18 protein-coding genes and 1 riboswitch are annotated in these 24389 nt (G+C 68.9%); of the genes, 17 read left to right on the top strand and 1 reads right to left on the bottom strand.

Features of this window, described 5'->3' with window-relative positions; translation table 11 throughout:
* Window positions 1-118: 118 nt before the first annotated feature.
* On the bottom strand, window positions 119-1885 hold the full coding sequence (locus AC5Y4Q_RS20185; protein WP_064920350.1) for a molybdopterin-dependent oxidoreductase: 1767 nt from the start codon (window positions 1883-1885) through the stop codon (window positions 119-121).
* Window positions 1886-2473: 588 nt separating this feature from the next.
* Between AC5Y4Q_RS20185 and eccB the strand changes: the two genes are divergently transcribed.
* From eccB to AC5Y4Q_RS20100, 17 genes are all read left to right on the top strand, one after another.
* The gene (eccB, locus tag AC5Y4Q_RS20180; RefSeq protein WP_064920351.1) at window positions 2474-3985 is read left to right on the top strand and encodes a type VII secretion protein EccB; all 1512 of its coding nucleotides are present in this window, start codon (window positions 2474-2476) and stop codon (window positions 3983-3985) included.
* A complete protein-coding gene (gene eccCa, locus AC5Y4Q_RS20175; protein ID WP_125225992.1) occupies window positions 3982-8181 on the top strand; it encodes a type VII secretion protein EccCa in 4200 nt (1399 codons plus the stop codon). The genes eccB and eccCa overlap by 4 nt, the downstream gene beginning before the upstream one ends.
* Before the next feature lie 362 nt (window positions 8182-8543).
* Window positions 8544-8843, top strand: a complete 300-nt coding sequence (locus tag AC5Y4Q_RS20170; protein WP_064920335.1) for a PE family protein — start codon at window positions 8544-8546, stop codon at window positions 8841-8843.
* Window positions 8844-8957: 114 nt separating this feature from the next.
* Window positions 8958-9254: a WXG100 family type VII secretion target gene (locus AC5Y4Q_RS20165; protein WP_064920336.1), complete on the top strand. Its 297-nt coding sequence runs from the start codon at window positions 8958-8960 to the stop codon at window positions 9252-9254.
* A 14-nt stretch (window positions 9255-9268) separates the two neighbouring features.
* Complete coding sequence (locus tag AC5Y4Q_RS20160; RefSeq protein ID WP_064920337.1) at window positions 9269-9553, top strand: WXG100 family type VII secretion target; 285 nt, start codon at window positions 9269-9271, stop codon at window positions 9551-9553.
* 143 nt (window positions 9554-9696) lie between these two features.
* Window positions 9697-10596 carry an ESX secretion-associated protein EspG gene (locus AC5Y4Q_RS20155; protein ID WP_064920338.1) on the top strand — a complete coding sequence of 300 codons (900 nt, stop codon included), beginning with the start codon at window positions 9697-9699 and terminating at the stop codon, window positions 10594-10596.
* A gap of 185 nt (window positions 10597-10781) precedes the next feature.
* The gene (gene eccD / locus AC5Y4Q_RS20150) at window positions 10782-12296 is read left to right on the top strand and encodes a type VII secretion integral membrane protein EccD (protein WP_064920339.1); all 1515 of its coding nucleotides are present in this window, start codon (window positions 10782-10784) and stop codon (window positions 12294-12296) included.
* Complete coding sequence (mycP, locus tag AC5Y4Q_RS20145) at window positions 12274-14106, top strand: type VII secretion-associated serine protease mycosin (protein WP_499960107.1); 1833 nt, start codon at window positions 12274-12276, stop codon at window positions 14104-14106. The genes eccD and mycP overlap by 23 nt, the downstream gene beginning before the upstream one ends.
* Window positions 14103-15272, top strand: a complete 1170-nt coding sequence (eccE, locus tag AC5Y4Q_RS20140; protein ID WP_125224410.1) for a type VII secretion protein EccE — start codon at window positions 14103-14105, stop codon at window positions 15270-15272. The genes mycP and eccE overlap by 4 nt, the downstream gene beginning before the upstream one ends.
* A complete protein-coding gene (eccA, locus tag AC5Y4Q_RS20135; protein ID WP_125224411.1) occupies window positions 15269-17101 on the top strand; it encodes a type VII secretion AAA-ATPase EccA in 1833 nt (610 codons plus the stop codon). The genes eccE and eccA overlap by 4 nt, the downstream gene beginning before the upstream one ends.
* Before the next feature lie 355 nt (window positions 17102-17456).
* Complete coding sequence (locus AC5Y4Q_RS20130; protein ID WP_064920964.1) at window positions 17457-17756, top strand: PE family protein; 300 nt, start codon at window positions 17457-17459, stop codon at window positions 17754-17756.
* 60 nt (window positions 17757-17816) lie between these two features.
* The gene (locus AC5Y4Q_RS20125) at window positions 17817-18113 is read left to right on the top strand and encodes a WXG100 family type VII secretion target (protein WP_064920336.1); all 297 of its coding nucleotides are present in this window, start codon (window positions 17817-17819) and stop codon (window positions 18111-18113) included.
* A 14-nt stretch (window positions 18114-18127) separates the two neighbouring features.
* Window positions 18128-18412 carry a WXG100 family type VII secretion target gene (locus AC5Y4Q_RS20120; protein WP_064920337.1) on the top strand — a complete coding sequence of 95 codons (285 nt, stop codon included), beginning with the start codon at window positions 18128-18130 and terminating at the stop codon, window positions 18410-18412.
* An 83-nt stretch (window positions 18413-18495) separates the two neighbouring features.
* Window positions 18496-19716 (top strand): PPE family protein, encoded by a 1221-nt coding sequence (locus AC5Y4Q_RS20115; protein ID WP_082952537.1) that lies wholly within the window; start codon window positions 18496-18498, stop codon window positions 19714-19716.
* Between the two features lie 3 nt (window positions 19717-19719).
* Window positions 19720-21108, top strand: coding sequence for a PPE family protein (locus AC5Y4Q_RS20110; RefSeq protein WP_235663860.1), 1389 nt, complete (start codon window positions 19720-19722; stop codon window positions 21106-21108).
* A gap of 5 nt (window positions 21109-21113) precedes the next feature.
* Window positions 21114-22433, top strand: coding sequence for a PPE family protein (locus AC5Y4Q_RS20105; RefSeq protein ID WP_125224412.1), 1320 nt, complete (start codon window positions 21114-21116; stop codon window positions 22431-22433).
* Between the two features lie 126 nt (window positions 22434-22559).
* A riboswitch (M-box (ykoK) riboswitch) is annotated at window positions 22560-22746 on the top strand.
* Between the two features lie 433 nt (window positions 22747-23179).
* Window positions 23180-24385, top strand: coding sequence for a PPE family protein (locus AC5Y4Q_RS20100; RefSeq protein ID WP_064919952.1), 1206 nt, complete (start codon window positions 23180-23182; stop codon window positions 24383-24385).
* The last annotated feature ends 4 nt before the right edge of the window (window positions 24386-24389 follow it).

Genomic DNA, 24389 nt, shown 5'->3' with positions numbered 1-24389 from the left:
CTCAACGGCTTCGAATTCGTTGTACAGCCCCGGCGGTGCTGGGTAGCTGAGCGGTTCGTCGCCGAAACGCAGTGCGGGCCGGCCTTATCGGGCCGGCCCCCACTGCGTCCAACGAGCCTCAGATGGTCTGGTGGCGGCCGAAGAACTTGTGGTCTTCGCTGTAGCCGCCATGGCCGCTGCCGATCTCCTTGTAGCTCTCCACGAACTCGATGCCCTTGATCCACTTGACCAGCTTGTAGCCGTGCTGCAGCTCATTACGCAGCCGCAGCGGCCGGCCGTGCATGTAGGGCAGCGGTTGGTCGTTCATGTTGTAGGCGAGCATCGACATGTGGTGCCACATCTGGTCGACGGGGTGGGCGTTGTAGTAGATGCCGCCGGTGGCGCCCAGGCCCATCGAGTAGAAGACGGCCCACTTCGCCTGTGGCAGCGGTTTGACGATGTCCATGATCGTCGACATCTGCACGCCACCCCACTTGGCCACCCCGGACCAGGCCTGCACACACATGTGCTGGGTGATCTGGTCGTGGTAGGGCAGCGCCTTGAGGTCTTCCAGGGAGAACTCCATCGGGTTCTCGACCAGCCCGTAGACCTTCAGCCGCCAGTCCTTGAAGTCGCCAGCCTCCAACTCCTTGTACTCGACGGTCTCCGGCAGCCGGCCGTTGCGCCAGTGGAACGGCGAGATGTCCGCCTCGGTGAAGGTGCCCGGCTCGGGGTTGAGCTTCTCCAGCGCCCGCTGGAACGGCCCGATCAGGGCGTAGCCGACCTTCTGGACCACTCGCGGGTACTTGAGCGTCAGCGGGGTGGCAACGAGCCAGCCGACGAGGCAGATCACCGCCGCCACGCAGAACACATAGAACCCGACGGGGCTGTGGCATTCGGGTCCGGCGCCTTCCGCGCAACCCCGGGCGGCGAACATATGGTTGAGGTTGTCGAAGGCATCCGTGGCGAACACCATCGTGACGTGCACCAGGATGAACAGCAGGAAGTAGCACAGCACCAGGAAGTGCAGGGACCGGGCGACCTGGAGGTTCAGCCGCATGTGCTTGCTGATCAGCCCGAGCCGCTGCGACAGCGCCGGCGACATGCCCAGCGCGGTGATGAGCGCTGCCGGGGCGGCGATGAACACCGTGACGAAGTACGAGATCAGCTGCAGCGCGTTGTAATTGACCCAGGTGTGGTCGTCCGGCCAGTCCAGCGATGCGTACTGGATCATCACTGAGGCCGCGTGCGGGATGACGTCCCAGCTGGTCGGCACGATGCGCCGCCACTGCCCGGTGGTGAACAGCAGGACGTAGAAGATGGCGCCGTTGAGCAGCCAGAGAACCCCGGTGCCCATGTGCCACCAACGGGCCAGGCCGATCGAGTGCCGGAAGCCGGGCAGGCCGAACTGCGCCGGCAGTGCAACGGTGTCGGCGTTGGCGGTCCAGTACGGGTCGTCGGGAACCGGCGGCCCGACCCGCAGCCATTCATCTTTGCCAGGGGTGGAGTTGCGGCTGAAGTACAGCCGAGGGTGGTCACAGAGGATCTGAATGCCGGCCCGGATGATGAAGATCATCATGAACAGGTTGAAGAAGTGCGTCCAGCCGGCCCAGGCGGGAAGACCGCCTTCGACCGCCGACGACGGGCTGCTCCCCGGGTATTGGGCGATGAAGTCCTCGACGCCGGGGATGTTGCGGACGCCCTTGCCGATCGCGATCGTCGCGACCAGCCCGACGAAGCCGATCGGGATCAGCCACAGCAGGTTGAACCACTTGTCCCGCCCGACGCGCAGGTGCGGGGCGACCGCACGCCGGGACAGGTCGAAGCCACCGCCATAGGTCTCTACGTCGACGGTGTCGTCGTGATTCTTATGAATCTCGGTGCGGTAGCCCTGTTCCAGCTCCAATTCGACGTCGACGACGTCGGTGGAGTACTTGACCTGGTGGGTTGTCTCGTCCGTGGCTGGTGAGGTGGCAGGACCCCGGGGGTCGAGCTGTCCTTCAGCACCCTGTCCGTCGATCGTTGTCACGTCGCGACAGTACAACCGGGAGGCTCTCGCTCTGCCGCTCTGACACCAAATGCACAGGGTTCTGGCAGGAAGCTCAGGTATTGCAGATGCGGATGAAAACGGCAGATGCATCCGAGAGTGCGGAATGGGTCTATCGGGTCCTGCCGGGCCGGGGAGGTGTTCGGCTCGACGCGATTATTTCCGGGCGAACACCGCCGTTGGTAGCCGGGGGCAGCCCGTCGCGCCCAGGCGAATCTCGCGCGTAACTGACCGTTTACCTAATGCGTCCATAATTCGAGGCAGAATCGGCGAACCGAATTCGCCATCGCCGCCGGATTGCACTCCGCGCGGCAGGCGGGGGCTGCGCAACACGGCTAGCATGCGCAGTGGAGAAGCTTGCGATCAGGCAGGGGTAGATGACGACCAAAAACGCACCGAACCGGCCCCGTAGCCGGGCAGTGCAACGGGCGGGGGTTGGGACGGACCGTGGCTGACGAAAACCGGGGGCCCGGTTACGGCCTGGGGTTGTCGACGCGCACCCAGATGACCGGGTACCAATTCCTGGCGCGTCGAACCGCGATGGCGTTGACCCGCTGGCAGGTGCGGATGGAAGTCGAGCCGGGCCGGCGGCAGGCGCTGGCCGTGGTCGCCTCGGTCTCGGCGGCTTCGGTGATCTGTCTCGGCGCGCTGCTGTGGTCGTTTCTGAGCCCCTCGGGCCAGATGAACGAATCGCCCATTATCGCCGACCGCGATTCGGGGGCGCTGTACGTCCGGGTCGGCGACACGTTATATCCGGCGCTGAATTTGGCCTCGGCCCGGCTGATTGCCGGTCGCCCCGACAATCCGCACAAGGTGCGCTCCGCGCAGATCGCCGAGCAGCCGCACGGCCCGCTGGTGGGCATCCCGGGGGCGCCGTCGGACATTCAGCCGACGTCGCCCACGTCGTCGTCGTGGTTGATCTGCGACACCGTCGGCAACGTCCAGGGTGTCGGCGCGCCGTCGCCGGTGACGGTCACGGTGATCGACGGCAGCCCGGACCTCAGCTCGCGCCGCCGGGTGCTCGACGGCCCGGACGCCGTGGTGCTGCGCTACAACGACGAATCGTGGGTCATCCGTCAGGGCCGGCGCTCGCGCATCGACGCCGCCGACCGGGCGGTGCTGTTGCCGCTGGGACTCACCCCCGAGCAGGTCGAGCATGCCCGGCCGATGAGTCAGGCACTGTTCGACGCGGTGCCGGTCGGGCCGGAGTTGGCGGTGCCGTTTGTGCCCGATGCCGGCCGTCCGCCGGCCTTCCCCAATGCGCCCGGCCCGGTGGGGACCGTCTTCACCACACCGCAATTGGCTGGGCCGCAACAGTATTCGGTGGTTCTGATGAACGGCGTGCAGACCGTGTCGCCGGTGGTGGCGCGTATTCTGCAGAATGCCGGGGCGACCGCGGGCGGTGCTCCGATCGTGGTGGCGCCGCCGGAGCTGGCGAAGATGCCGGTGGTCACCGGGCTGGACCTGTCGGCCTACCCGGAGGGGCCGCTCAAGGTCGTCGACATGAAGGAGAACCCGTCCACCTGCTGGTGGTGGGAGCGCTCTAACGGCGAGAGCCGAGCCCGGGTGCAGGTGGTGTCCGGTCCCACGATCCCGGTGCCGCAGAAGCAGATCAACCGAGTGGTGTCACTGGTGAAGACCAACGACAAAAGCATGCCGCAGGCCGACCGGGTCTACTTCGGACCGGGCTACGGCAACTTCGTCGCGGTGACCGGCAACGACCCGGACGCCTCCACCCGGGAATCGTTGTGGTGGCTGTCCGCCTCGGGCGTGCGATACGGCGTGCCGGGCGACGACGAGCGCAAGGCGCTGGGTCTGGTCACTGAGCCCGCGCTGGCGCCGTCGGTGGCGTTGCGCTTGCTGGCGCACGGTCCGACGCTGTCGCGCCAGGATGCGCTGGTACGCCACGACACCCTGCCAACCGATATGAACCCTGCAGAATTGGCGGTGCCCAAGTGAAACGTGGATACGCCCGGCCGACGCCGGAACGCGCCCCGGTGGTCAAGCCGGAGAACATCGTATTGCCGACGCCGCTGAGCGTCCCTCCGCCGGAGGGCAAGCCGTGGTGGCTGGTGGTGGTCGGCGTGCTGGTGGTGGGCCTGCTGGTCGGCATGGTCGCGATGACCGTGGCCAACGGCTCCCGGATGTTCCTGGGTGCCGGTGCCATCTTCCCGATCTTCATGATCGGTGGCATCGCGATGATGATGTTCGGCGGCCGCTTCGGCGGTGGCGCCCAGCAGCTGAGCCGGCCCAAGCTCGACGCGATGCGCGCCCAGTTCATGCTCATGCTGGACCGGCTGCGGGAGTCGGCCGCGGAGTCCGCCGACAGCATGGACGCCAACTACCGGTGGTACCACCCGGCGCCGTCCACCCTGGCCGCCGCGGTGGGATCGTCTCGGATGTGGGAGCGCCAGCCCAACGGTAAGGACCTCAACTTCGGGCTGGCCCGCGTCGGGGTCGGTATGACGCGCCCGGAAGTCACCTGGGGCGAGCCGCAGAACATGCCCACCGACATCGAACTCGAACCGGTGACCGGCAAGGCGCTGCAGGAGTTCGGGCGCTATCAGAGCGTGGTCTACAACCTGCCGAAGATGGTCTCGCTGCTGGTCGAGCCGTGGTATTCGCTGGTCGGCGATCGCGAGCAGGTGCTCGGGCTGATGCGCGCGATCATCTGCCAGTTCGCGTTCTCGCACGGACCCGACCACCTGCGCATGGTGGTCGTCACCTCCGATCTGGAGCAGTGGGACTGGGTGAAGTGGCTGCCGCACTTCGGCGACCCGCGCCGCCAGGACGCCGCGGGTAACGCCCGCATGGTGTACGGCTCGGTGCGCGACTTCGCCACCGAACACGCCGATCTGTTCTCCGGGCGCGGATCGTTCATGCCGCGCCACGCCAGCTCCTCGGCGGAGACGCCCACGCCGCACCACCTGATCATCGTCGACGGCATCGACCCGCAGTGGGAGTACGTCAACACCACCGAGGGCATCGACGGGGTGACGTTCTTCGACCTGACCGGCGCTGCCGAGTGGCGCGGTGTCGCGCAACGGGTGCTGCGCTTCGACGACAAGGGCATCATCAACGCCCTGCCACGCGACCGCGACACCTGGATGGTCATCGACGACAACGAGTGGTTCTTCGCGCTGGCCGACCAGGTCAGCCGGACCGACGCCGAGCAGTTCGCGCAGCGGATGGCGCACTGGCGGCTGGCCGAGGCCTACGAGGAGATCGGTCAGCGGGTGACCCACCACATCGGGGCCCGCGACATCCTCTCCTACTACGGCATCGAGGACGCCGGGCGGATCGACTTCGACAGTCTCTGGACGAGCCGGCAGAAGGAGGGCAGCCGGGCCCGGCTGCGGGTGCCGTTCGGCAACCGCTCCGACAACGGTGAGCTGCTGTTCCTCGATATGAAGTCGCTGGACGAAGGCGGCGACGGCCCGCACGGTGTCATGTCGGGCACCACGGGTTCGGGTAAGTCGACGCTGGTGCGCACGGTGATCGAGTCGCTGCTGCTGGGGCACTCGCCCGAGGAACTGCAGTTCGTGCTGGCCGACCTCAAGGGTGGATCGGCGGTCAAGCCGTTCGCCGGGGTGCCGCACGTGTCGCGAATCATCACCGACCTGGAAGACGACCAGGCGCTGATGGAACGCTTCCTGGAGGCGATGTGGGGCGAGATCGCCCGCCGCAAATCGATGTGCGACAGCGCCGGTGTCGACGGCGCCAAGGAGTACAACGAGATTCGGTCCCGGATGGCCGCCCGCGGTGACCACAGCCTGCCGCCGCTGCCGATGCTCGTCGTGGTGATCGACGAGTTCTACGAGTGGTTCCGGATCATGCCGACCGCGGTGGAAGTGCTGGACTCGATCGGCCGGCAGGGCCGCGCCTACTGGGTGCACCTGATGATGGCGTCGCAGACCATCGAGAGCCGCGCCGAGAAGCTGATGGAGAACATGGGCTACCGGCTGGTGCTCAAGGCGCAGACCGCCGGCGCAGCCCAGGCCGCCGGCGTGCCGAATGCGGTGAACCTGCCGGGCAAGGCCGGCTTGGGCTACTTCCGCAAGAGCGGCGAAGAGGTGATCCGTTTCCAGGCCGAGTTCCTGTGGCGCGACTACCATCGCGGCGGGATTCTCGACGACGAGCAATTGCCGCAGGTGCACTCCATCGACTACATCCGGCCGCAGCTGTTCACCACCGCGTTCACCCCGCTGGAGGTAAGCGTCAGCGGCACCGAACTCGAGGCGGCCGAGGAGACGCCGGCCATCACGGCCACACCGGCCGAGGAGCCCCCGGTCGAGGAAGAGGACGCGATCCGGATTCCCAAGGTCGGCACGGTGATCATCGACCAGCTGCGCCAGATCGACTTCGAGCCCTATCGGCTGTGGCAACCGCCGCTGGACGTTCCGGTGGCCATCGACGAGCTGGTGAACCGCTACCTGGGCCACCCGTGGCAACAGGACTACGGCACGCGGCGCGATCTGGTGTTCCCGATCGGGGTCATCGACCGCCCGTTCAAGCATGACCAGCCGCCGTGGACGGTGGACACCTCCGGGCCGGGCGCTAACGTGCTGATCCTGGGCGCGGGTGGTGCCGGCAAGACGACGGCGTTGCAGACGCTGATCTGCTCGGCGGCGTTGACCCACACTCCCGAGCAGGTCCAGTTCTACTGCCTGGCCTACAGCGGTACCGCGCTGACCACGGTGGCCAGCCTGCCGCACGTGGGCAGCGTCTGCGGGCCGACCGATCCCGACGGCGTGCGCCGCACGGTCGCCGAGCTGCTGGCGCTGGTGCGGACCCGCAAGCGCAGCTTCCTCGAGAACGATGTGGCCTCGATGGAGGTCTTCCGGCGGCGCAAGTTCGACGGGGCCCCGGGAAATGTCCCCAACGACGGCTTCGGCGACGTCTACCTGGTGATCGACAACTACCGCGCGCTCTCGGAAGACAACGAGGTGCTCGTCGAGCAGGTGAACCAGATCATCAACCAGGGCCCGTCGTTCGGCGTGCACGTGGTGGTGACCGCCGACCGCGAGTCGGAGTTGCGCCCGCCGGTCCGCAGCGGCTTCGGCTCCCGGGTCGAGTTGCGGCTGGCGGCGGTGGAGGACGCCAAGCTGGTGCGGTCCCGGTTCGCCAAGGACGTCCCGGTCAAGCCGGGCCGGGGCATGGTCGCGGTCAACTACGTGCGGCTGGACAGCGATCCGCAGTCCGGCCTGCACACGCTGATCGCGCGCCCGGCGATGGGCGACACCAACGAGCGGGTCTTCGAGTCCGACAGCGTCGCTGCCGCGGTCAGTCAGGTCGCGGTGGGCCGGGTGCGCCCGGTGCGGCGGCTGCCGGCGCGGTTCGGTCTGGACGAGGTGCGGGCGGTCGCGGCCAACGACCAGCGCGAGGGTGTGGGTGCCGGCGGCATCGCCTGGGCCATCTCCGAACTCGACCTGCAGCCGGTCTATCTGAACTTCGCCGAGAACGGGCACCTGATGGTGACCGGGCGCCGGGAAGCAGGCCGCACCACCACGCTGGCCACCATCATGAGCGAGATCGAGCGGCTGTACGCGCCCGGTGCCAGCACCGCGCCGCCGACTACGCAACCGTCGGCGCAGGTGTGGCTGATCGACCCCCGTCGGCAGCTGTTGACCACGTTGGGCTCGGACTACGTGGAGAAGTTCGCCTACAACATGGACGGGGCCGTCTCCCTGATCAACGAGTTGGCCGCCACGCTGGCCAACCGGGAGCCACCGCCGGGTCTGTCGGCCGAGGAGCTGCTCTCGCGCACCTGGTGGAGCGGGCCGGAGATCTTCTTGATCATCGATGACATCCAGCAGTTCCCGCCCGGCTTCGACTCGCCGTTCCAGAAGGCCGCCCCCTGGGTGACCCGCTCGGCGGACGTCGGCTTGCACGTGATCGCCGCCCGGACCTTCGGCGGCTGGTCGTCGGCCGGCAGCGATCCCTTGCTGCGGGCCCTGCACCAGGCCAATGCGCCGCTGCTGGTGATGGACGCCGACCCCGACGAGGGCTTCATCCGCGGCAAGATGAAGGGCGGTCCGCTGCCCCGTGGCCGTGGCCTGCTGATGGCCGAGGACACCGGCGTGTTCGTGCAAGTCGCCGCAACGGAGCTGCGGCGCGCGCCGGCGAACGAACGCGCGGCCACCCCGGTCCGCTGAGCCTGTTCCACCAACGGCCGCGGTGATGCGCCTAACAGCGGCGCCGTGGTTGCTGGGGGTGTCACATCCGGTGCGGGCGGGAAGCTTTCGCCGCGGCCAGATTTTAATCGCAGGCACCGTTGCGACCGCCTCGGCGGGGACTTCGGCCCGCCACCGCAGCGGCGAATAACAGAACTGTGTTTCGGCAGGCTGGCCCGGTTTCCACGGCCCAGAACCAGCCATCGGGTTACTCCGCTGTTACCCCAAGTGAACAGTTGCTGTCCCCAGATGAACACTGGGCGTCATCGGCTGTATCGGCCGTCAGGACCCCTTACGCTCAGTGGCAGAAAGATTGCTGAAGGCGATCCGAGGAGGAAAGTCGAATGTCGTTCGTCAACGCGCAGCCGGAGGCGCTGGCCGCGGCTGCCGGAAACCTGAGCGGAATCGGTTCGGCGTTGAACGCGCAGAACGCCGCTGCTGCCGCCCCGACCACCGGCGTGGTGCCGGCTGCTGCCGATGAGGTCTCGGCGTTGACCGCCGCCCAGTTCGCCGCCCACGCGACGATGTACCAGCAGGTGAGCGCCCAGGCCGCGGCGATCCACGAGATGTTCGTCGCCACCCTCAACAGCAGTGCCACTTCCTACGCCGCCACCGAGGCCGCCAACGCGGCTTCGGCGGGCTGATGGGAGGAGAGCCGTTCTTTTGTGCACAGCCGGACATGACCAGCGGCTCTATCCGGTGACCAGGTAACTACCAGAAACAACAACCAACGAACTTCAAGACAAGGAGAGACACCAGTGGCAACACGTTTTATGACCGATCCGGATGCGATGCGGGCGATGGCGGGGCGTTTTGATGTGCACGCCCAGACGGTCGAGGATGAGGCCCGGCGGATGTGGGCGTCGTCGACCAACATCTCCGGTGCGGGCTGGGGTGGTCTGGCCGAGCGGACGTCTTACGACACGATGGGTCAGATGCAGACGGCGTTTCGCAACATCGTGAACATGTTGCACGGGGTGCGCGATGGTCTGATTCGCGACGCGAACCACTACGAGCAGCAGGAAGCTGCTTCCCAGCAGATCCTGTCGAGCTAGGAGGAGAACTACAGATGAGCATTAACTACCAGTTCGGTGATGTGGATGCCCACGGTGCGTTGATCCGCGCCCAGGCCGCTTCGTTGGAGGCCGAGCACCAGGCGATCGTGCATGACGTGCTGGCTGCCGGGGACTTCTGGGGTGGCGCGGGTTCGGTGGCCTGCCAGGAGTTCGTGGCCCAGCTCGGCCGCAACTTCCAGGTCATCTACGAGCAGGCCAACGCCCACGGTCAGAAGGTGCAGACCGCCGGCAACAACATGGCCAACACCGACGCCTCGGTCGGGTCCAGCTGGGCCTGACCGACCGCAACTCGCAGCGCGGCAGCACACCGATCCACCGGTGTGCTGCCGCGTGCTGCAATGGGTGGGGTAGTGGCAAGCGTGACCTGACCGCTGCGTGATCCAATAGCCAAAGTACATCGGCAAGGTAGAGGAGGGTAGTGATGGACCCGAGCACCCGCACCGACATCACCGTCAACGTCGAGGGCTTCTGGATGCTGCAGGCGCTGCTGGATATTCGCCACGTCGCGCCCGAGTTGCGTTGCCGACCTTACGTTTCCACCGATTCGAACGACTGGCTGTCGGAACACCCCGGCATGGCGGTGATGCGTGAGCAGGGCATCGTCGTCGACGACGAGGTCAACGAGGTGGTGGCGGCCCGGATGCGGGTGCTGGCCGCGCCCGACCTCGAGGTGGTCGCGCTGCTGTCACTGGGCAAATTGCGCTACGGCGTGATCGATGACGAAGACCAGCCACCTGGCACCCGCGACATCCCCGACAACGAGTTCCGGGTGCTGCTGGCGCGGCGCGGCGAGCACTGGGTGTCGGCGGTGCGGGTCGGCACCGACATCACCGTCGACGACGTCGCCGTGACCGATGCCGCATCGATCGCCGCCCTGGTGATCGACGGCATGGAATCCATCCACCACGCCGATCCGGCGCAGATCACCGCGGTCAACGTGCCGATGGAGGAGATGCTGGAGGCGACGCAGAGCTGGCAGGACTCCGGCTTCAACATCTTCACCGGGGGAGACCTGCGCCGGATGGGCATCAGTGCCGCAACCGTGGCCGCGCTGGGGCAGGCGTTGTCGGAGCCGGCTGCGGAGGCCGCCGTGTACGCGCGGCAATACCGTGACGACGCCAAGGGCCCCAGCGCCTCGGTGCTGTCGCTCAAGGACGGGTCCGGCGGCCGGATCGCGCTGTATCAGCAGGCGCGCACCGCGGGATCGGGCGAAGCGTGGCTGGCGATCTGCCCGGCCACCCCGCAGCTGGTGCAGGTTGGTGTAAAGACGGTTCTGGACACCCTGCCCTACGGCGCCTGGAAAACGCATCGGAGGGTCTAGCCGGCCGACCGGGGGGTTGACGCGCACCGAAATGTCGTGTGCCGCACCGGGAAATTGCCGGTAAACGCGAATCGTGCGAATTGCATGCATTGGCTTTAGAATTGGACGGACTTTGAAATGACAAATTGCGAGGCGGCACCCATGGGTTCTATGGCGTCAGTGTTCGTCGATCAGGTGGTGCGACCATGACCACGGCTATCGAGTCGGCGCAGCCGGGCGGTGAAGTCGCGCCGTCGGCGCCCCGGGCCGTGGTGGTGGGGATCATGGCCGGCGACGGCGTCCAGATCGGGACGCTGCTGGACGCCGACGCGCCGGTGTCGGTGATGCTCGACCCGTTGCTGAAGGTGATCAACAGCCGGCTCGCCGAGCTCGAGGAGCCGACCCTGCAGGCGCAGGGACGCGGTCGCTGGGTGCTGTGCCTGGTCGACGGCACCGCGCTGCGGCCGAACCAGTCGCTGACCGAGCAGGACGTCTACGACGGTGACCGGCTGTGGCTGCGGTTCATCGAGGACGGGGAGCGGCGGTCGCCGGTCATCGAACACATCTCCACCGCGGTCGCGGTGAACCTGTCCAAGCGGTTCGCCCCGGTCGATGCCGCAACCGCCGTGCGAGTCGGGGTATCGACCCTGGCGATCGGGGTGCTGCTGGCGACCGGACTGCTCGCCGCCTGGCGCTACGGGCACGACGACTGGCTGGCGGCCGGGTTCAGCGCGGGGCTGGCCCTGCTGGTGCTGATCGCTGCCGCGCTGATCCTGCTGCAGGCCCGCAATGCGTCTGACCGGCGTGTCGGTGACATTCTCCTGGCCAGCGGCCTGGCGCCACTGGTGGTGGCTGCCGCCGCGGCGGTGCCCGGCCCGGTGGGAGCCGCCCAGGCGGCGCTGGGCTTCGGTGTCGCCGGTATCGGTGCGCTGTCGGTCATCCGGCTCACCGGGCGGCAGTTGGCCGCCTACACCGCCGTCGCCGTCATCAGTGTGGCGGTCATGTTCGCCGGGGTGCTGCGGATGCTGTTCCTGACCGGCGCGGTGACCCTGATGGCCTGTGTGTATCTGGCCTGTGTGCTGGCCTACCAAGGCGCTCCGTCGTTGTCGCGGTGGCTCGCCGGCCTGCGACTGCCGGTCTTCCCGTCGGCGACCAGCCGCTGGGTGTTCGAGGCCCGTCCCGACCTGCCCACCACGGTGGTGACCACGCCCGGCGCCCCGCCGGCCCTGGAGGGTCCGGAGTCGGTGCGCGAGGTGGTGCTGCGCGCCGAACGGGCCCGCTCGTTCCTGACCGGTCTGCTGTCCGGTCTGGGCGTGCTGATCGCGGTGACCGTCACCGGTTTGAGCGACCCCCGTTCGGACCGGTCCTGGCTGCCGGTGCTGCTGGCGGCTCTGACCGCCGGGTTCCTGGTGCTGCGCGGCCGTTCCTTCCGGGACCGCTGGCAGGCGGTCACGGTGACCCTGACCGGTCTGGTCATCGTCGCCGCGGTGGTGGTGCGCTTCGTGGTGGTGCAGTGGACGCCCACGACGCTGGTGATCGGTGCGGCGCTGCTGGTGCTGGTCCCGATGTTCGGGCTGCTGTCCGCGGTGATCGTGCCCAACACCATCTACAGCCCGCTGTTCCGCAAGTTCGTCGAATGGATCGAATACCTGTGCCTGATGCCGCTGTTCCCGCTGGCACTGTGGTTGATGAATACCTATGAAGCCATCCGGTACCGCTAGGGGCGTGCGTCGGCTGCAGCGCACCGCGGCCGCCGGCGCCGCGATGATCATGATGACGAGTGGCTCGCTGGCCGGGATGCCGGTGGCCGGCGCAATCGATCCGCCGCGGATCGATCCGGCCGCGCTGCCGCCCGACGGCACGCCGGGACCGCCGCAGACGATGCGGCAGACCTCGTACTGCACCGAGGTCGGCGTCCTGCCGAACACGGACTTCCGGGTACAGCCGGCCTACATGGACATGCTCAATCTGCCCGAGGCGTGGAAATTCAGTCGCGGGGGCGGGGTGACCGTCGCGGTCATCGACACCGGCGTGACGCCGCACCCGCGGTTGCCGAACCTGATCGGCGGCGGCGACTACGTGATGGGCGGCGGCGATGGGCTGTCGGACTGCGACGCGCACGGCACCCTGGTGGCATCGCTGATCGCCGCGATGCCCGACAACGGGGTGACCCCGCTGCCGCCGCCACGCCAGACCCGCCGGCCCCCGTCGGTTCCTACCAACGAACCGCCGCCGCCGACGCCGGCGCCGCAGACCACGATCGTGGTAATGCCGCCGCCCCCACCGCCGCCGGCTCCGCCACCCGTCGAGGGTGAGGAACCGGCGCCCGGTGCCGGGCAGGCGCCCGCACCGGCGCCGGCCCCCGCGCCGGCCCCTGCCCCGGCGCCCGTCCCCGGTCCCGCGCCCGGCCCGGCGCCTGGTCCCGGCAACGGTGCCGCTCACGGGGCGGCGTCGGCCCACACCACCGACGGGGCCCCCTCACTGGCAAGACCGGCGGGTTTCTCCGGTGGAGCACGGGTGGTGCCGGTCGACTTCCGCGCCCCGAGCGCACCCCCGCCACCGGGGGCGGCACCCGACGCCTTCAGCGGGATCGCGCCCGACGTCCAGCTGATCTCGATCCGGCAGTACAGCGCGGCCTTCGGTCCCAAGGAGCCGTTCGGGGACGGACAGGATCCGCAGTTGCGGGAGAAGACCGACGGGCTGCGCACCATGGCGCGGGCGATCGTGCACGCCGCCAACATGGGTGCGCAGGTCATCAACATCTCCCAAGCCATCTGCATGAACGTGCGGACCCTGCTCGATCAAGCCGATTTGGGCGCGGCGGTGCGCTACGCCGCGGTCGAGAAGAACGTGGTGATCGTCGCCGCCGCCGGCGACACGAGCTGGCGGGACTGCAAGCAGAACCCGACCTACAACGCGATGCGTCCTGATGACCCGCGCGACTGGAACGGGGTCAACACCGTGGTGACGCCGGCATGGTACGACGAGTACGTGTTGACGGTCGGTGCGGTCGACTCCGCGGGCGCGCCGCTGGGCAAGACGAGTGTGGCCGGTCCGTGGGTGTCGATCGCCGCGCCCGGCACTGACATCGAAGGTCTCTCACCGCGCGACGACGGACTGATGAACGCCGTGGACGGACCGGAGAACTCGCTGCTGGTGCCGTCGGGAACCAGCTTTTCGACCGCGATCGTCTCCGGGGTAGCGGCCCTGGTGCGGGCCAAATACCCGGAACTGTCGTCGCATCAGGTGATCAACCGGCTGATTCGCACCGCCCGTCCGCCAGCACGCGGGGTCGACAATGTGGTCGGCTACGGCATCGTCGATCCGGTGGCGGCGCTGACCTGGGATGTTCCCGACGGTCCGGCCCAACCGCCGGAACGGCTGTCGGCGCCCCTGCAGGTGCCGCCGATGCCGCCGGAACGCGACATGACCCCGGTCTGGGTCGCCGGAGCCGGGCTGCTGACGGCGCTCGCGGCGGCCGGCGTGGCCCTGGGAGTGGCAGCATTGCGACGATCACGTAGGAACCGATGAAGGCACAGCACGCATTAGGTCTGAACCTGTCGTGGACGAGGGTGACCACGGTCTTTTTGATCGACGTCGGCATCCTGGTCCTCGCCGGCCGGTGGCCCGGCGACGCGAAAGCCGCCACCTACGCATGGTGGTCGGGTGTCGGCATTGCGGTGCTGGTCGCGGCCATCGCGCTGGTCACCTACCGGCGGGTGCCGATCAGCACGATGTGGGCGGCCTGGCTGCGTGACCAGGTCACCGACCCGGAACCGGCGCTGAGCCGCGGCCGGACCCCCGCGGTTGATCATCACCGGCGGTTCGGTCGGGAGCCGATCGGCATGCGCGAACACCAGGGCCGACTGGTGACGGTGATTGCCGTGGGCGGCCGAGCGGTGCAGGCGAGCGGCCGGCACCGCCGCGGCGCGGAGCCGGTGACCCTGCCGCTGGAGCGCCTCGCCGCCGGACTGCGCCAGTTCGACGTGCGACTGGACAGTATCGACGTCGTCACGGTCGGAACCCGCAGCGCTCCCCGCGAGGCCGACGAGGTCGACTTCGACGACGCCGCGTCGATGCCGGATCACCGGCAGACCTGGCTGGTGCTGCGGATGGACCCCCAGCACAACGTCAATGCGGTCGCGGCGCGCGACTCACTGGCCGCCACCCTGGCGGCGGCCACCGAGCGGCTGGCCGAGGAGATCGACGGGCGCAACATCAGCGCGCGGCCGCTGCGCGCCGACGAGTTCGACGGCGTTGACGACGCCGTGCTGGCGGGTCTGGAAGCCGGGCAGCTTCGGCACCGGCTGTTCCGTCCCCGCCCGGAAGGTCAGGTCACCAACTTCTGGGTATCGCCGGGCGACATCTCCGCCGAGAACCTCGAGCAGCTGTGGTACCCGGAGACCGATGCGACAGTGGTGACGGTGCGCCTCGCCCCTGGCGGCGGCCGGACGACCGGCGTCTCGGTGCTGGTGCGGTACCACAGCGCCGGCCCGCTGGGGCGAAACGTGCGCGCCGCGCTGAACCGGTTTGTGGGCCGGCGTCAGCTGGAGGCGGTGTGCGCCAGCCTCCCGGCGCCTACCGCGCACCCGCGCATGGCGGTGCCCGGCCGCGACCTGCAGGACGGTGAGCACCTGGCGGTGTCGGTCGACATCGTGCCGGAGTACGCGGCCCACGCGCCCGGGACACACTCGTGACCGGGCCCCAGTCCGCCACGACCGACGCGCGCAACGCGATGGTCGCCGGCATGCTGGCCTCCGGGATCTCGGTCAACGGGTTGCAACCCAGCCATAACCCGCAGGTCGCGTTGCAGATGTTCACCACCGCCACCACGATCGACCCGAGCATGTGTGATGCCTGGCTGGCCCGGGTGCTCGCCGGTGACTCCGACATCGAGGTGTTGGCCAACGCGTGGGCGACGATCCGCACGTTCGGTTGGGAAACCCGGCGACTTGGCTTGTCGGACTTGGAATTCCATCCCGAGGTCTCCGACGGGATGTTTTTGCGGCTGCGGGTGACCAGTGTGGAGTCGCTCGCCGCCGCCTACGCCGCCGCGCTGGCCGAAGCCAAGCGCTACGAGGAAGCGGCCAAGCTGCTCGACGGTATCGAGCCGCGAAACCCCTTCGAGACCGAGTTGGTCAGCTACGTACGCGGCCTGCTGTACTTCCGGACCGGCCGCTGGCCGGATGTGCTGAAGCAGTTCCCGGCGGCGGCGCCCTGGCGCCAGCCCGAGCTCAAGGCGGCGGCCTCGGCGATGGCCACCACGGCACTGGCCTCGCTCGGGGTGTTCGAGGAGGCGACGCGGCGGGCTCAGGAAGCGATCGAGGGCGACCGGGTGCCCGGCGCCACCAACGTCGCGCTCTACACCCAGGGCATGTGCCTGCGCCACCTGGGCCGGGAGGACGAAGCCGTCGAGTTGCTGCGCCGGGTGTATTCGCGCGACGCGAAGTTCGCACCGGCCCGTGAGGCGCTGGACAACCCGGACTACCGGCTGATTTTGACCGATCCCGAAACCATCGAGGCCCGCACGGATCCCTGGGACCCGGACAGTGCCCCGACACGAGAGCAGGCCGAAGCGCACCGGCATGCCGAGGAGGCCGCCAGATACCTGGCCGAAGGCGACGCGGAGCTGGCCGCCATGCTTGGCATGGAGCAGGCCAAGCGTGAGATCAAGCTGATCAAGGCGACCACCAAGGTCAATCTGGCGCGCGCCAAGATGGGCCTGCCGGTTCCGGTCACCTCGCGGCACACCCTGTTGCTCGGCCCGCCCGGCACCGGCAAGACGTCGGTCGCGCGCGCCTTCACCAAGCAGTTGTGCGGCCTGACGGTGCTGCGCAAACCGCTGGTGGTGGAGACCAACCGGTCCAAGCTGCTGGGCCGCTACATGGCCGACGCGGAGAAGAACACCGAGGAACTGCTCGAGGGCGCGCTCGGCGGCGCAGTGTTCTTCGACGAGATGCACACCCTGCATGAGCGCGGCTACAGCCAGGGCGACGCGTACGGCAACGCGATCATCAACACGTTGCTGCTCTACATGGAGAACCACCGCGACGAACTGGTGGTGTTCGGTGCCGGCTACGCCAACGCCATGGACAAGATGCTGGAGGTGAACCAAGGCCTGCGGCGGCGGTTCTCGACGGTGATCGAGTTCTACAGCTATACCCCGCCGGAGCTGTTGGAGCTGACCAAGATGATGGGGGCGGAGAACGAGGACGTGGTCAGCGACGAAGCAGTCGAGGCGCTGCTGCCGTCCTACACCAAGTTCTACGCCGACGAGAACTACTCCGAAGACGGCGACCTGATCCGCGGTATCGACGTGCTGGGCAACGCCGGATTCGTCCGCAACGTGGTGGAGAAGGCGCGCGACCACCGCAGCTTCCGGCTCGACGACTCCGAACTCGACGCGGTGCTTGCGGGCGACGTCACCGAATTCAGCCACGAATGGTTGCACAAGTTCAAGGAATTGACCCGCGAGGATCTCATCGAAGGACTCAGCGCGGCGGTCGCCGAGAAGAAGCCGTCCTGACCCGACAGCTTCCCGCCAGCCGATTCACAGTGCCACCACCGCGTGCCCGGGTTGACGCTCGCTGATACCGGTGTCACCATTGCGCAGGTAGGGGGCCGGTGCTTCACTCCAGCCCCACCGGTGCGCGGTGGCGCGAGGAGGTGACGACGAGACTTGTGTCCCGGTGATTGTGCCTATCGCCCGAGATCGGTGAGTGTTTCGTTCCGATCCGGCTTCGGCGCCGTTTCTGCTTTCTAAAATGCGTTGTGTTGAGCGCGCTCCGGCATGAACGCCTTGGCGTTGTAACCGGCCACCTGCTCGACGCGCCCGGTGATCGTCGGCCGTTGATCGGCCGGCACCTTTGGAGGAGGGGCCCATGACATTTGTGAACACCCAACCCGAGGCGCTGACCGCCGCTGCGGGCAACCTGGCCGCCATCGGCTCTGCGCTGAGCGCACAGAACGCCGCCGCGGCAGCACCGACCACCGGTGTGGTTCCGGCTGCAGCGGACGAGGTTTCGGCGCTGACCGCGGCCCAGTTCGCGGCGCACGCCAGCATGTATCAGTCCATCAGCGCTCAGGCGGAGGCCATCCACCAAGCCTTCGTCGCCACGCTGAACACCAGTGCCAATTCCTATGCAGCCACCGAAGCGGCCAACGCCGCATCGGCTGGCTAGTTCCGATTCAGCTGCGGCACACCAGTTCTCACAAGCCGTACGAACCGAGGAGAAATTTTCATGGCAACACGTTTTATGACCGATCCGGATGCGATGCGGGCGATGGCGGGGCGTTTTGATGTGCACGCCCAGACGGTCGAGGATGAGGCCCGGCGGATGTGGGCGTCGTCGACCAACATCTCCGGTGCGGGCTGGGGTGGTCTGGCCGAGCGGACGTCTTACGACACGATGGGTCAGATGCAGACGGCGTTTCGCAACATCGTCAACATGCTGCACGGGGTGCGCGATGGTCTGATTCGCGACGCGAACCACTACGAGCAGCAGGAAGCTGCTTCCCAGCAGATCCTGTCGAGCTAGAAGGAGACCCACAGATGAGCATTAACTACCAGTTCGGTGATGTGGATGCCCACGGTGCGTTGATCCGCGCCCAGGCCGCTTCGTTGGAGGCCGAGCACCAGGCGATCGTGCATGATGTACTGGCTGCCGGGGACTTCTGGGGTGGCGCGGGTTCGGTGGCCTGCCAGGAGTTCGTGGCCCAGCTCGGCCGCAACTTCCAGGTCATCTACGAGCAGGCCAACGCCCACGGTCAGAAGGTGCAGACCGCCGGCAACAACATGGCCAACACCGACGCCTCGGTCGGCTCCAGCTGGGCCTGACCGACCCGCGTCCACCGGGGCATTGCACCGTCACCGGCTGATCGGAGATCCACGCGGCGGCCGATCGATCAGAGGTGGAGGGCATGGATTTCGGAGCGTTGCCACCGGAGATCAACTCGGGGCGAATGTATTCCGGTCCCGGTTCGGGGCCGTTGCTGGCCGCTGCCGCGGCGTGGGACGCGCTGGCCGCTGAGTTGAGTGCGACCGCGTCGTCGTACAACTCGGTGGTCACCAGCCTCACCCAGGCGTGGTCCGGTCCGACCGCGGCCACCATGTCGGCGGCCGCACAGCCCTACGCGGGGTGGATGGGCAGCACCGCTACCCAGGCCCAGCAGTCGGCCGCTCAAGCCCGGGCCGCTGCCGCCGCCTACGACGCGGCGTTCGCGGCGACGGTGCCGCCGCCGGTGATCGAAGCGAACCGCAGTCTGCTGCTGTCGCTGATCGCCACCAACATCTTGGGCCAGAACACCGCGGCGATCGCTGCCGCGGAGCTGGAGTACGCCGAGATGTGGGCCCAGGACGCCGGGGCCATGTACGGCTATGCCGGTGCATCAGCCAGTGCCACCGCGCTGTCCCCGTTCGCCACGCCGCCGGCGACCACCAACCCGGCCGGATTGCAGGCCCAGTCCGCGGCAGCCACCCAGGCGGCGGCCGGCGCCGGCGCCCAGGCGCAATCGTCGTTGACCCAGCTGATCTCGATGGTGCCGCAGACGCTGCAGAGCATGGCAGTAGCGGGGGCGGCCCAGGCCGAACCGACGTCGATCCTGGATTTCCTCGCCGGACCGCTGTCGCCGATTTCGCTGTTCGGGATCGGCGGCATCCCGTATCTGCTGGCGATCCAATGCGTGCTGCTGCCGATGAACGGGGCGAACGTGGTCTCGGCGGTCAACCGGGCGATGGGGCCCAAACCCTGGCTCGACGCGCCGAAGGCGCTTCCGGCCGGCGCGCTGGCGAGCAACCGGGTGGCCGGCGTTCCGGGGGTGTCGGCGGGGCTGGGCACCGGCGCTTCGATCGGGCGGATGTCGGTGCCGCAGGGCTGGATCGCCCAGACCCCCACCGCGAAGGCGGTCGCTGCGGTCTTCCCGGAGGCCGGACCGGGGGCTGTCGCCGCGGTTGCCGCGGAGAGCGAAAGCGGGCTGGCCGGCGAGCTGGCGCTGGGCAGCCTGGCCGGACGCGCGATGAGCGTCACCGGGGGAGCCGCCGACCGCGGGGTCGGCGGGGCCACCGGCCTGGCGGCGGCGAGCAAACCCAGCAAGCCCAGCAAGGCAACCATCATCGTGATCCCGCCGTCAGCGGAGGACTGAGCGGTGTTCGGCCTGGACTTCGCAGCACTGCCACCAGAGCTGAACTCCGCGCGCATGTACGCCGGCCCCGGCACCGGCTCCTTGCTGGCCGCGGCCAGCGCCTGGCGCGGACTGGCCGGCGAACTCAACGCGGTCGCGTCGTCCTACCAGGCGGTGATCGACGAGCTCGCCGGGCAGAGCTGGTTAGGCCCGGCGTCGCAGGCCATGGCGGCTGCAGCGACACCGTACGCGAACTGGCTCGGCGCCACCGCGGCGGCCGCGGAGCACACCGCGAGCCGAATGATGCTGGCAGTAAGCGATTTCGAGCAGGCGCTCGCCGCGACGGTGCCGCCCCCGGCGATCGCCGCCAACCGCAGCCTGTTGGCAGGGCTGGTCGCCGCCAACGTGGTGGGGCAGAACACGGCCGCGATCGCGGCGACCGAGGCCGAGTACCACCAGATGTGGTTACAGGACGCGATGGCGATGTATGGCTACGCGGCCCGCTCGGCAGCCGCGACGGCGGTGACGCCGTTCAGCGCGCCGCCCCCGGTCACCGATGGATCGGGCGGACGCGGCGCCCCGCTCGCCCAGGCCCCTGCCGGCGGCACCGGTAACCAGCTCTCGCAACTGCTGAACGCCATACCGCAGGCACTGCGCGGGCTCTCCGGCTCCGGCAGCGCGCAAGCCGCGCCGGTCGGTGCGCTGGGCTCGGCGCAGAGCACCGATCCGGTGTCTCAGGCCGCCTCCTATCTCGAGACGCTGGCCCGCACGATCCTGCCCGCCAACGACGCCAACATCTCCACGCTGTACGGCATGGGCCAGTACGCCCGCAACCTCAACACCGACCTCGACATCTCCCAGGCCACCGGCGGCCGAGCCGGGTTCGGTTCCGGCGCAACGATATCCAGTGGTTTCCCAGCGACGGCCACGGCCGCCGGCGCCCAGCCGCTGGTGGCCGCCAGCAGCGGGAACGCCGGCGCGGTCGGCAAGCTCGCGGTGCCGCCGGCCTGGGCCGAATCGGTACCCGAGACCGCGACCACCGCGACCGCGGCTCCCACCGCACCGGGCCCCGCCGCCGCGGCGGCACCCGCGGGACACGGTGCTGGAATGGCGGCAGCAGGTCTGGCCGCCGGGCGGACCGGCCGGCGGCAACGTGGCGGTCGGGCGCCGGCGCCCAGCGAGCGGATCGCCGGCCGGCTCACCGGCGCCAGCCAAGTACGGCACTGGCATGTCGAGCGCGGCGGGCTCAAGAGCCTGCTGAGTGAGGTGGCCGGGCAACCCGGTGTCCACGAGGTCTACTTCGACACCGGCGAACAGGTGCCACCGGGTTCATCCGGCGGTCCCGGCTGCGCCTCTCCTCCGTCGGGTCTGGCTGAACCGCCGGGCACCGGACCGCGGCCGGACGGGAGGTGATCGCCATGGATTTCGCTGCGCTGCCGCCGGAGGTCAATTCCGGGCGTCTGTATGCCGGCCCGGGGTCCGGGCCGCTGCTGGCCGCTGCGACGGCCTGGGCGCGGCTGGCCGCCGAAACCGGTTCGGCCGCCAGGGCGTACCAGTCGGTGCTGACGGGCCTGACCGACGAGGGGTGGCTGGGACCGGCCTCGGAGTCGATGGCTGCCGCCGTGACACCGTACGTCGCGTGGCTCCACGCCACCGCGGCACTGGCCGAGCAGACCGCCGCCCGAGCCATCGCGGCGGCCAGCGCCTTCGATCAGGCCCACGCGGCCGTTGCACCGCCACCGGTGATCGCCGCGAACCGTAGCGCGCAGGCGACGCTCGTCGCGACGAACATACTCGGGCAGAACAGCGCCGCGATCGCCGCACTCGACGCCGAGTACGCCCAGCTGTGGGTGCAAGACGCGGTCGCGATGTACGGCTACGCGGCCCAGTCGGCGGCCGCGACCGCACTGGCCCCGTTCACCGAACCGCCGGCCACCACCGACCCCTCGGGGCTGGGCGGGCAGGCGGCGGCCGTCGCCGCGGCCGGCAGCGGGCCCGCCCAGCTGTCGCCGTTGATCTCCGCCATACCGCAGGCACTGAATGGGCTTGCTCCGGCAGCGGTGACGGCATCGGCGCAAGCGACCCCACCGACCCTGTCGCAGCTGGTTTCCTACCTGCTGATCCTGCCGAAGAGCATTGTGCCGTTCAACGACGCGATCAAGACCGTCCTGTACGGCATGATCCAGTACTCCCGCAATCTCAACATCGACCTCGACATCGCCGCGGCCACCGGTGGTGAGGCCGGATTCGGTTCCGGCGCAACAGCGCTGGCCGCTGAAGCGTCCCTACCGGCCGCCGCCGCGCCAATCTCGGCCGGTGTGGGCAACGCGGGCACGATCGGCAGGCTCAGCGTTCCGCCGAACTGGGTGGCGGCTGCGCCGGTGGCCAAGATGGCTGCCGCTGCGCTGCCGGGTGCCGGGCTGGCGGCGGCGCCGGCCGCCGCGCAGATCCCCACCGGGGTGTTCGGCGACTTGGCCATGGCGAGCCTGGCGGGCCGGGCGCTGACCGGCGCCGCGCCCCGGAGTCGACCCGCCGCGGCGATGAACGGCCATGCGCAGACCCGGCTGGAGCGCCTGGTCACCGAGCTGGCCGGCACCACCGACGTGCAGCACTGGCACGTCGATCCCAGCCGGCTGGACAGTCTGCTGGAGGAACTCGCCGAGCAGCCCGGTGTGCACGCCGTACACGTCAACCGCGACGGGCAGAACACCGCCGGGCCCGATCGGCAGCCGGGCTGACGTCGGCGTCAATTCTGCTTCGCCGCCAAGGTCTTTCGCGGCCGGCGTGCACCGGTGACCGAGAAGTGGGCGGCGACGCGCCGCGCCCGATTGACCCTGCCAGCCACCTGGTGCACTATGGTGTGGCAAGCACCTCGTTAGGTGAGGCGTCTGCACGGATACAGGCCACTGACCCCGAACGTCGAAAGACGCCCCGGGTCAGGACAGCTCCTCCCGGATTAAGGGTTGAGCCCAAGTGGCTTCCGGACCTGCATTGTTTGCGCAGGTCAGGACACGCCGTGCAGTGCCGAAGCTCTGACGAGAGGGGTGCGGAGTCCGGCTGTGCCGCCGGGCGGATTCACCTCTTTGTGCAGACGTGCAGGCACCCGCGCGTGCCCCGGCCGAGAGGAGGTGAGAGCGACATTGAGTCCGAGTGATAGTTCCTATCCGAGATCGATGGTCGTCTCCTTCAATCTCGGTACCGCTTTCACCAACTGATTCTCACCGGCGCTGAACTCGTCGACTGGCGTGCCTTCCGCTCGCGGAATGCGCCAGATTCGGCATGTCTTGAATTCGCTTGCCAGCTTTGACTTTTCGCCGCGCAGCGATTCTCCGACATGCCCAGCTCCGGCATGTCGCCATGACCGGCCGCCCGACCCTTCTTGCCGTCTGAAACACGGCCGCACACGCATCGGGACATCGACCGTGCCTGCACACCGCCAAGACCGCCCAGCGATCAAAACCACCGAACAAAAAGGAGCAATGCCATGGACTTCGGAGCATTCCCGCCGGAGATCAACTCCGCTCGTATCTACACCGGACCCGGCTCGGGACCAATGATGGCCGCCGCCGGGGCCTGGGACAAGATGGCCGCCGAGCTCGCCGCCGCCGAGGCCGCCTACCAGTCGGTCATCAACGGACTCGTCAGCGAAGGCTGGATGGGACCGGCGTCCAACGCGATGGCCGCCGCGGCGGCGCCCTACGTCGCGTGGATGGGCACCACCGCCGCTCAGGTGGAGCAGGCTGCGGCACAGGCGAAGGCGGCCGCCGCGGCGTTTGACGCGGCGTACGCGATGACGGTGCCGCCGCCACTGATCGTGGCCAACCGCACTCAGCTCGCGATGTTGGTGGCCACCAACATTCTGGGCCAGAACGCCGCGGCGATTGCGGCCACCGAGGCGCACTACGGCCAGATGTGGGCTCAGGACGCCGCCGCGATGTACGGCTACGCGGCCGCTTCGGCAGCGGCCACCAAGGTGACGCCGTTCACCCCACCGCGCGAGGTCGCCGACCCGTCGGCGCAGGGCGCCCAGCAGGCCGCAGTCGCCCAGGCTGCCGGCAACGCGGCCTCGTCGAACGCGCAATCCACGCTGTCCCAAGCGCTTACCAACACCCCGCAGACGCTGCAGAGCCTGTCGTCGCCGGTGCAGCCGCCGACGCCGCCGGTCACCGGAGGCGATGGGATCAGTACCGGTGATCTGACCAACGCCATGACCAACCTGATGAGCAGCTCGTTCTCCCCGATGGGAGCGGCCGGGATCTCCAATTTCGCCGCCGACATGGCGGTGGTGCGTGGTGCGGCCATCGCCGCGGGTGACCCCCTGGGCCTGGGCGCCATCGACCCGTTCACGCCGATGCTCGGCGGACTCGGCGGGCTCGGCCACGGGATGCACGGCCTGGGCAGCGGGCTGGGCGGCCTCGGCACGGCGTCTGCGGCCATGGGTCAAGCCTCCACGGTCGGTGCGCTGTCGGTGCCGCAGTCGTGGGCAGCCGCGGTTCCCGCTACCGCAGCGCCGGGCACCTCGGTCGCGGCCACCGGCTGGACGGTGGCCGCGCACGCCCCCGAGCCGGGCGCGGCCGGGATGCCGGGGGTGCCGTTGGCCGGAGCCGGCCAGGGCCGCAACTACGGCTTCGCCGCCCCGCGCTACGGCTTCAAGCCCACGGTGATGGGTCGGCCGGTGGTCGCCGGTTAGCCCG

It is taken from the genome of Mycobacterium sp. NGS16, from assembly GCF_059813225.1.
The sequence above is the reverse complement of the archived record's forward strand: the minus strand, read 5'-3'. Positions and strand labels throughout refer to the sequence as shown.

Excerpts from the sequence above, each read along its gene's own strand:
- AC5Y4Q_RS20125 (WP_064920336.1), top strand. The coding sequence starts at position 17,817 with ATGGCAACACGTTTTATGACCGATCCGGATGCGATGCGGGCGATGGCG.
- eccD (WP_064920339.1), top strand. The coding sequence starts at position 10,782 with ATGACCACGGCTATCGAGTCGGCGCAGCCGGGCGGTGAAGTCGCGCCG.
- eccE (WP_125224410.1), top strand. The coding sequence starts at position 14,103 with ATGAAGGCACAGCACGCATTAGGTCTGAACCTGTCGTGGACGAGGGTG.
- AC5Y4Q_RS20160 (WP_064920337.1), top strand. The coding sequence starts at position 9,269 with ATGAGCATTAACTACCAGTTCGGTGATGTGGATGCCCACGGTGCGTTG.
- AC5Y4Q_RS20115 (WP_082952537.1), top strand. The coding sequence starts at position 18,496 with ATGGATTTCGGAGCGTTGCCACCGGAGATCAACTCGGGGCGAATGTAT.
- AC5Y4Q_RS20100 (WP_064919952.1), top strand. The coding sequence starts at position 23,180 with ATGGACTTCGGAGCATTCCCGCCGGAGATCAACTCCGCTCGTATCTAC.
- AC5Y4Q_RS20105 (WP_125224412.1), top strand. The coding sequence starts at position 21,114 with ATGGATTTCGCTGCGCTGCCGCCGGAGGTCAATTCCGGGCGTCTGTAT.
- mycP (WP_499960107.1), top strand. The coding sequence starts at position 12,274 with ATGAAGCCATCCGGTACCGCTAGGGGCGTGCGTCGGCTGCAGCGCACC.
- AC5Y4Q_RS20130 (WP_064920964.1), top strand. The coding sequence starts at position 17,457 with ATGACATTTGTGAACACCCAACCCGAGGCGCTGACCGCCGCTGCGGGC.
- AC5Y4Q_RS20155 (WP_064920338.1), top strand. The coding sequence starts at position 9,697 with ATGGACCCGAGCACCCGCACCGACATCACCGTCAACGTCGAGGGCTTC.
- AC5Y4Q_RS20120 (WP_064920337.1), top strand. The coding sequence starts at position 18,128 with ATGAGCATTAACTACCAGTTCGGTGATGTGGATGCCCACGGTGCGTTG.
- AC5Y4Q_RS20170 (WP_064920335.1), top strand. The coding sequence starts at position 8,544 with ATGTCGTTCGTCAACGCGCAGCCGGAGGCGCTGGCCGCGGCTGCCGGA.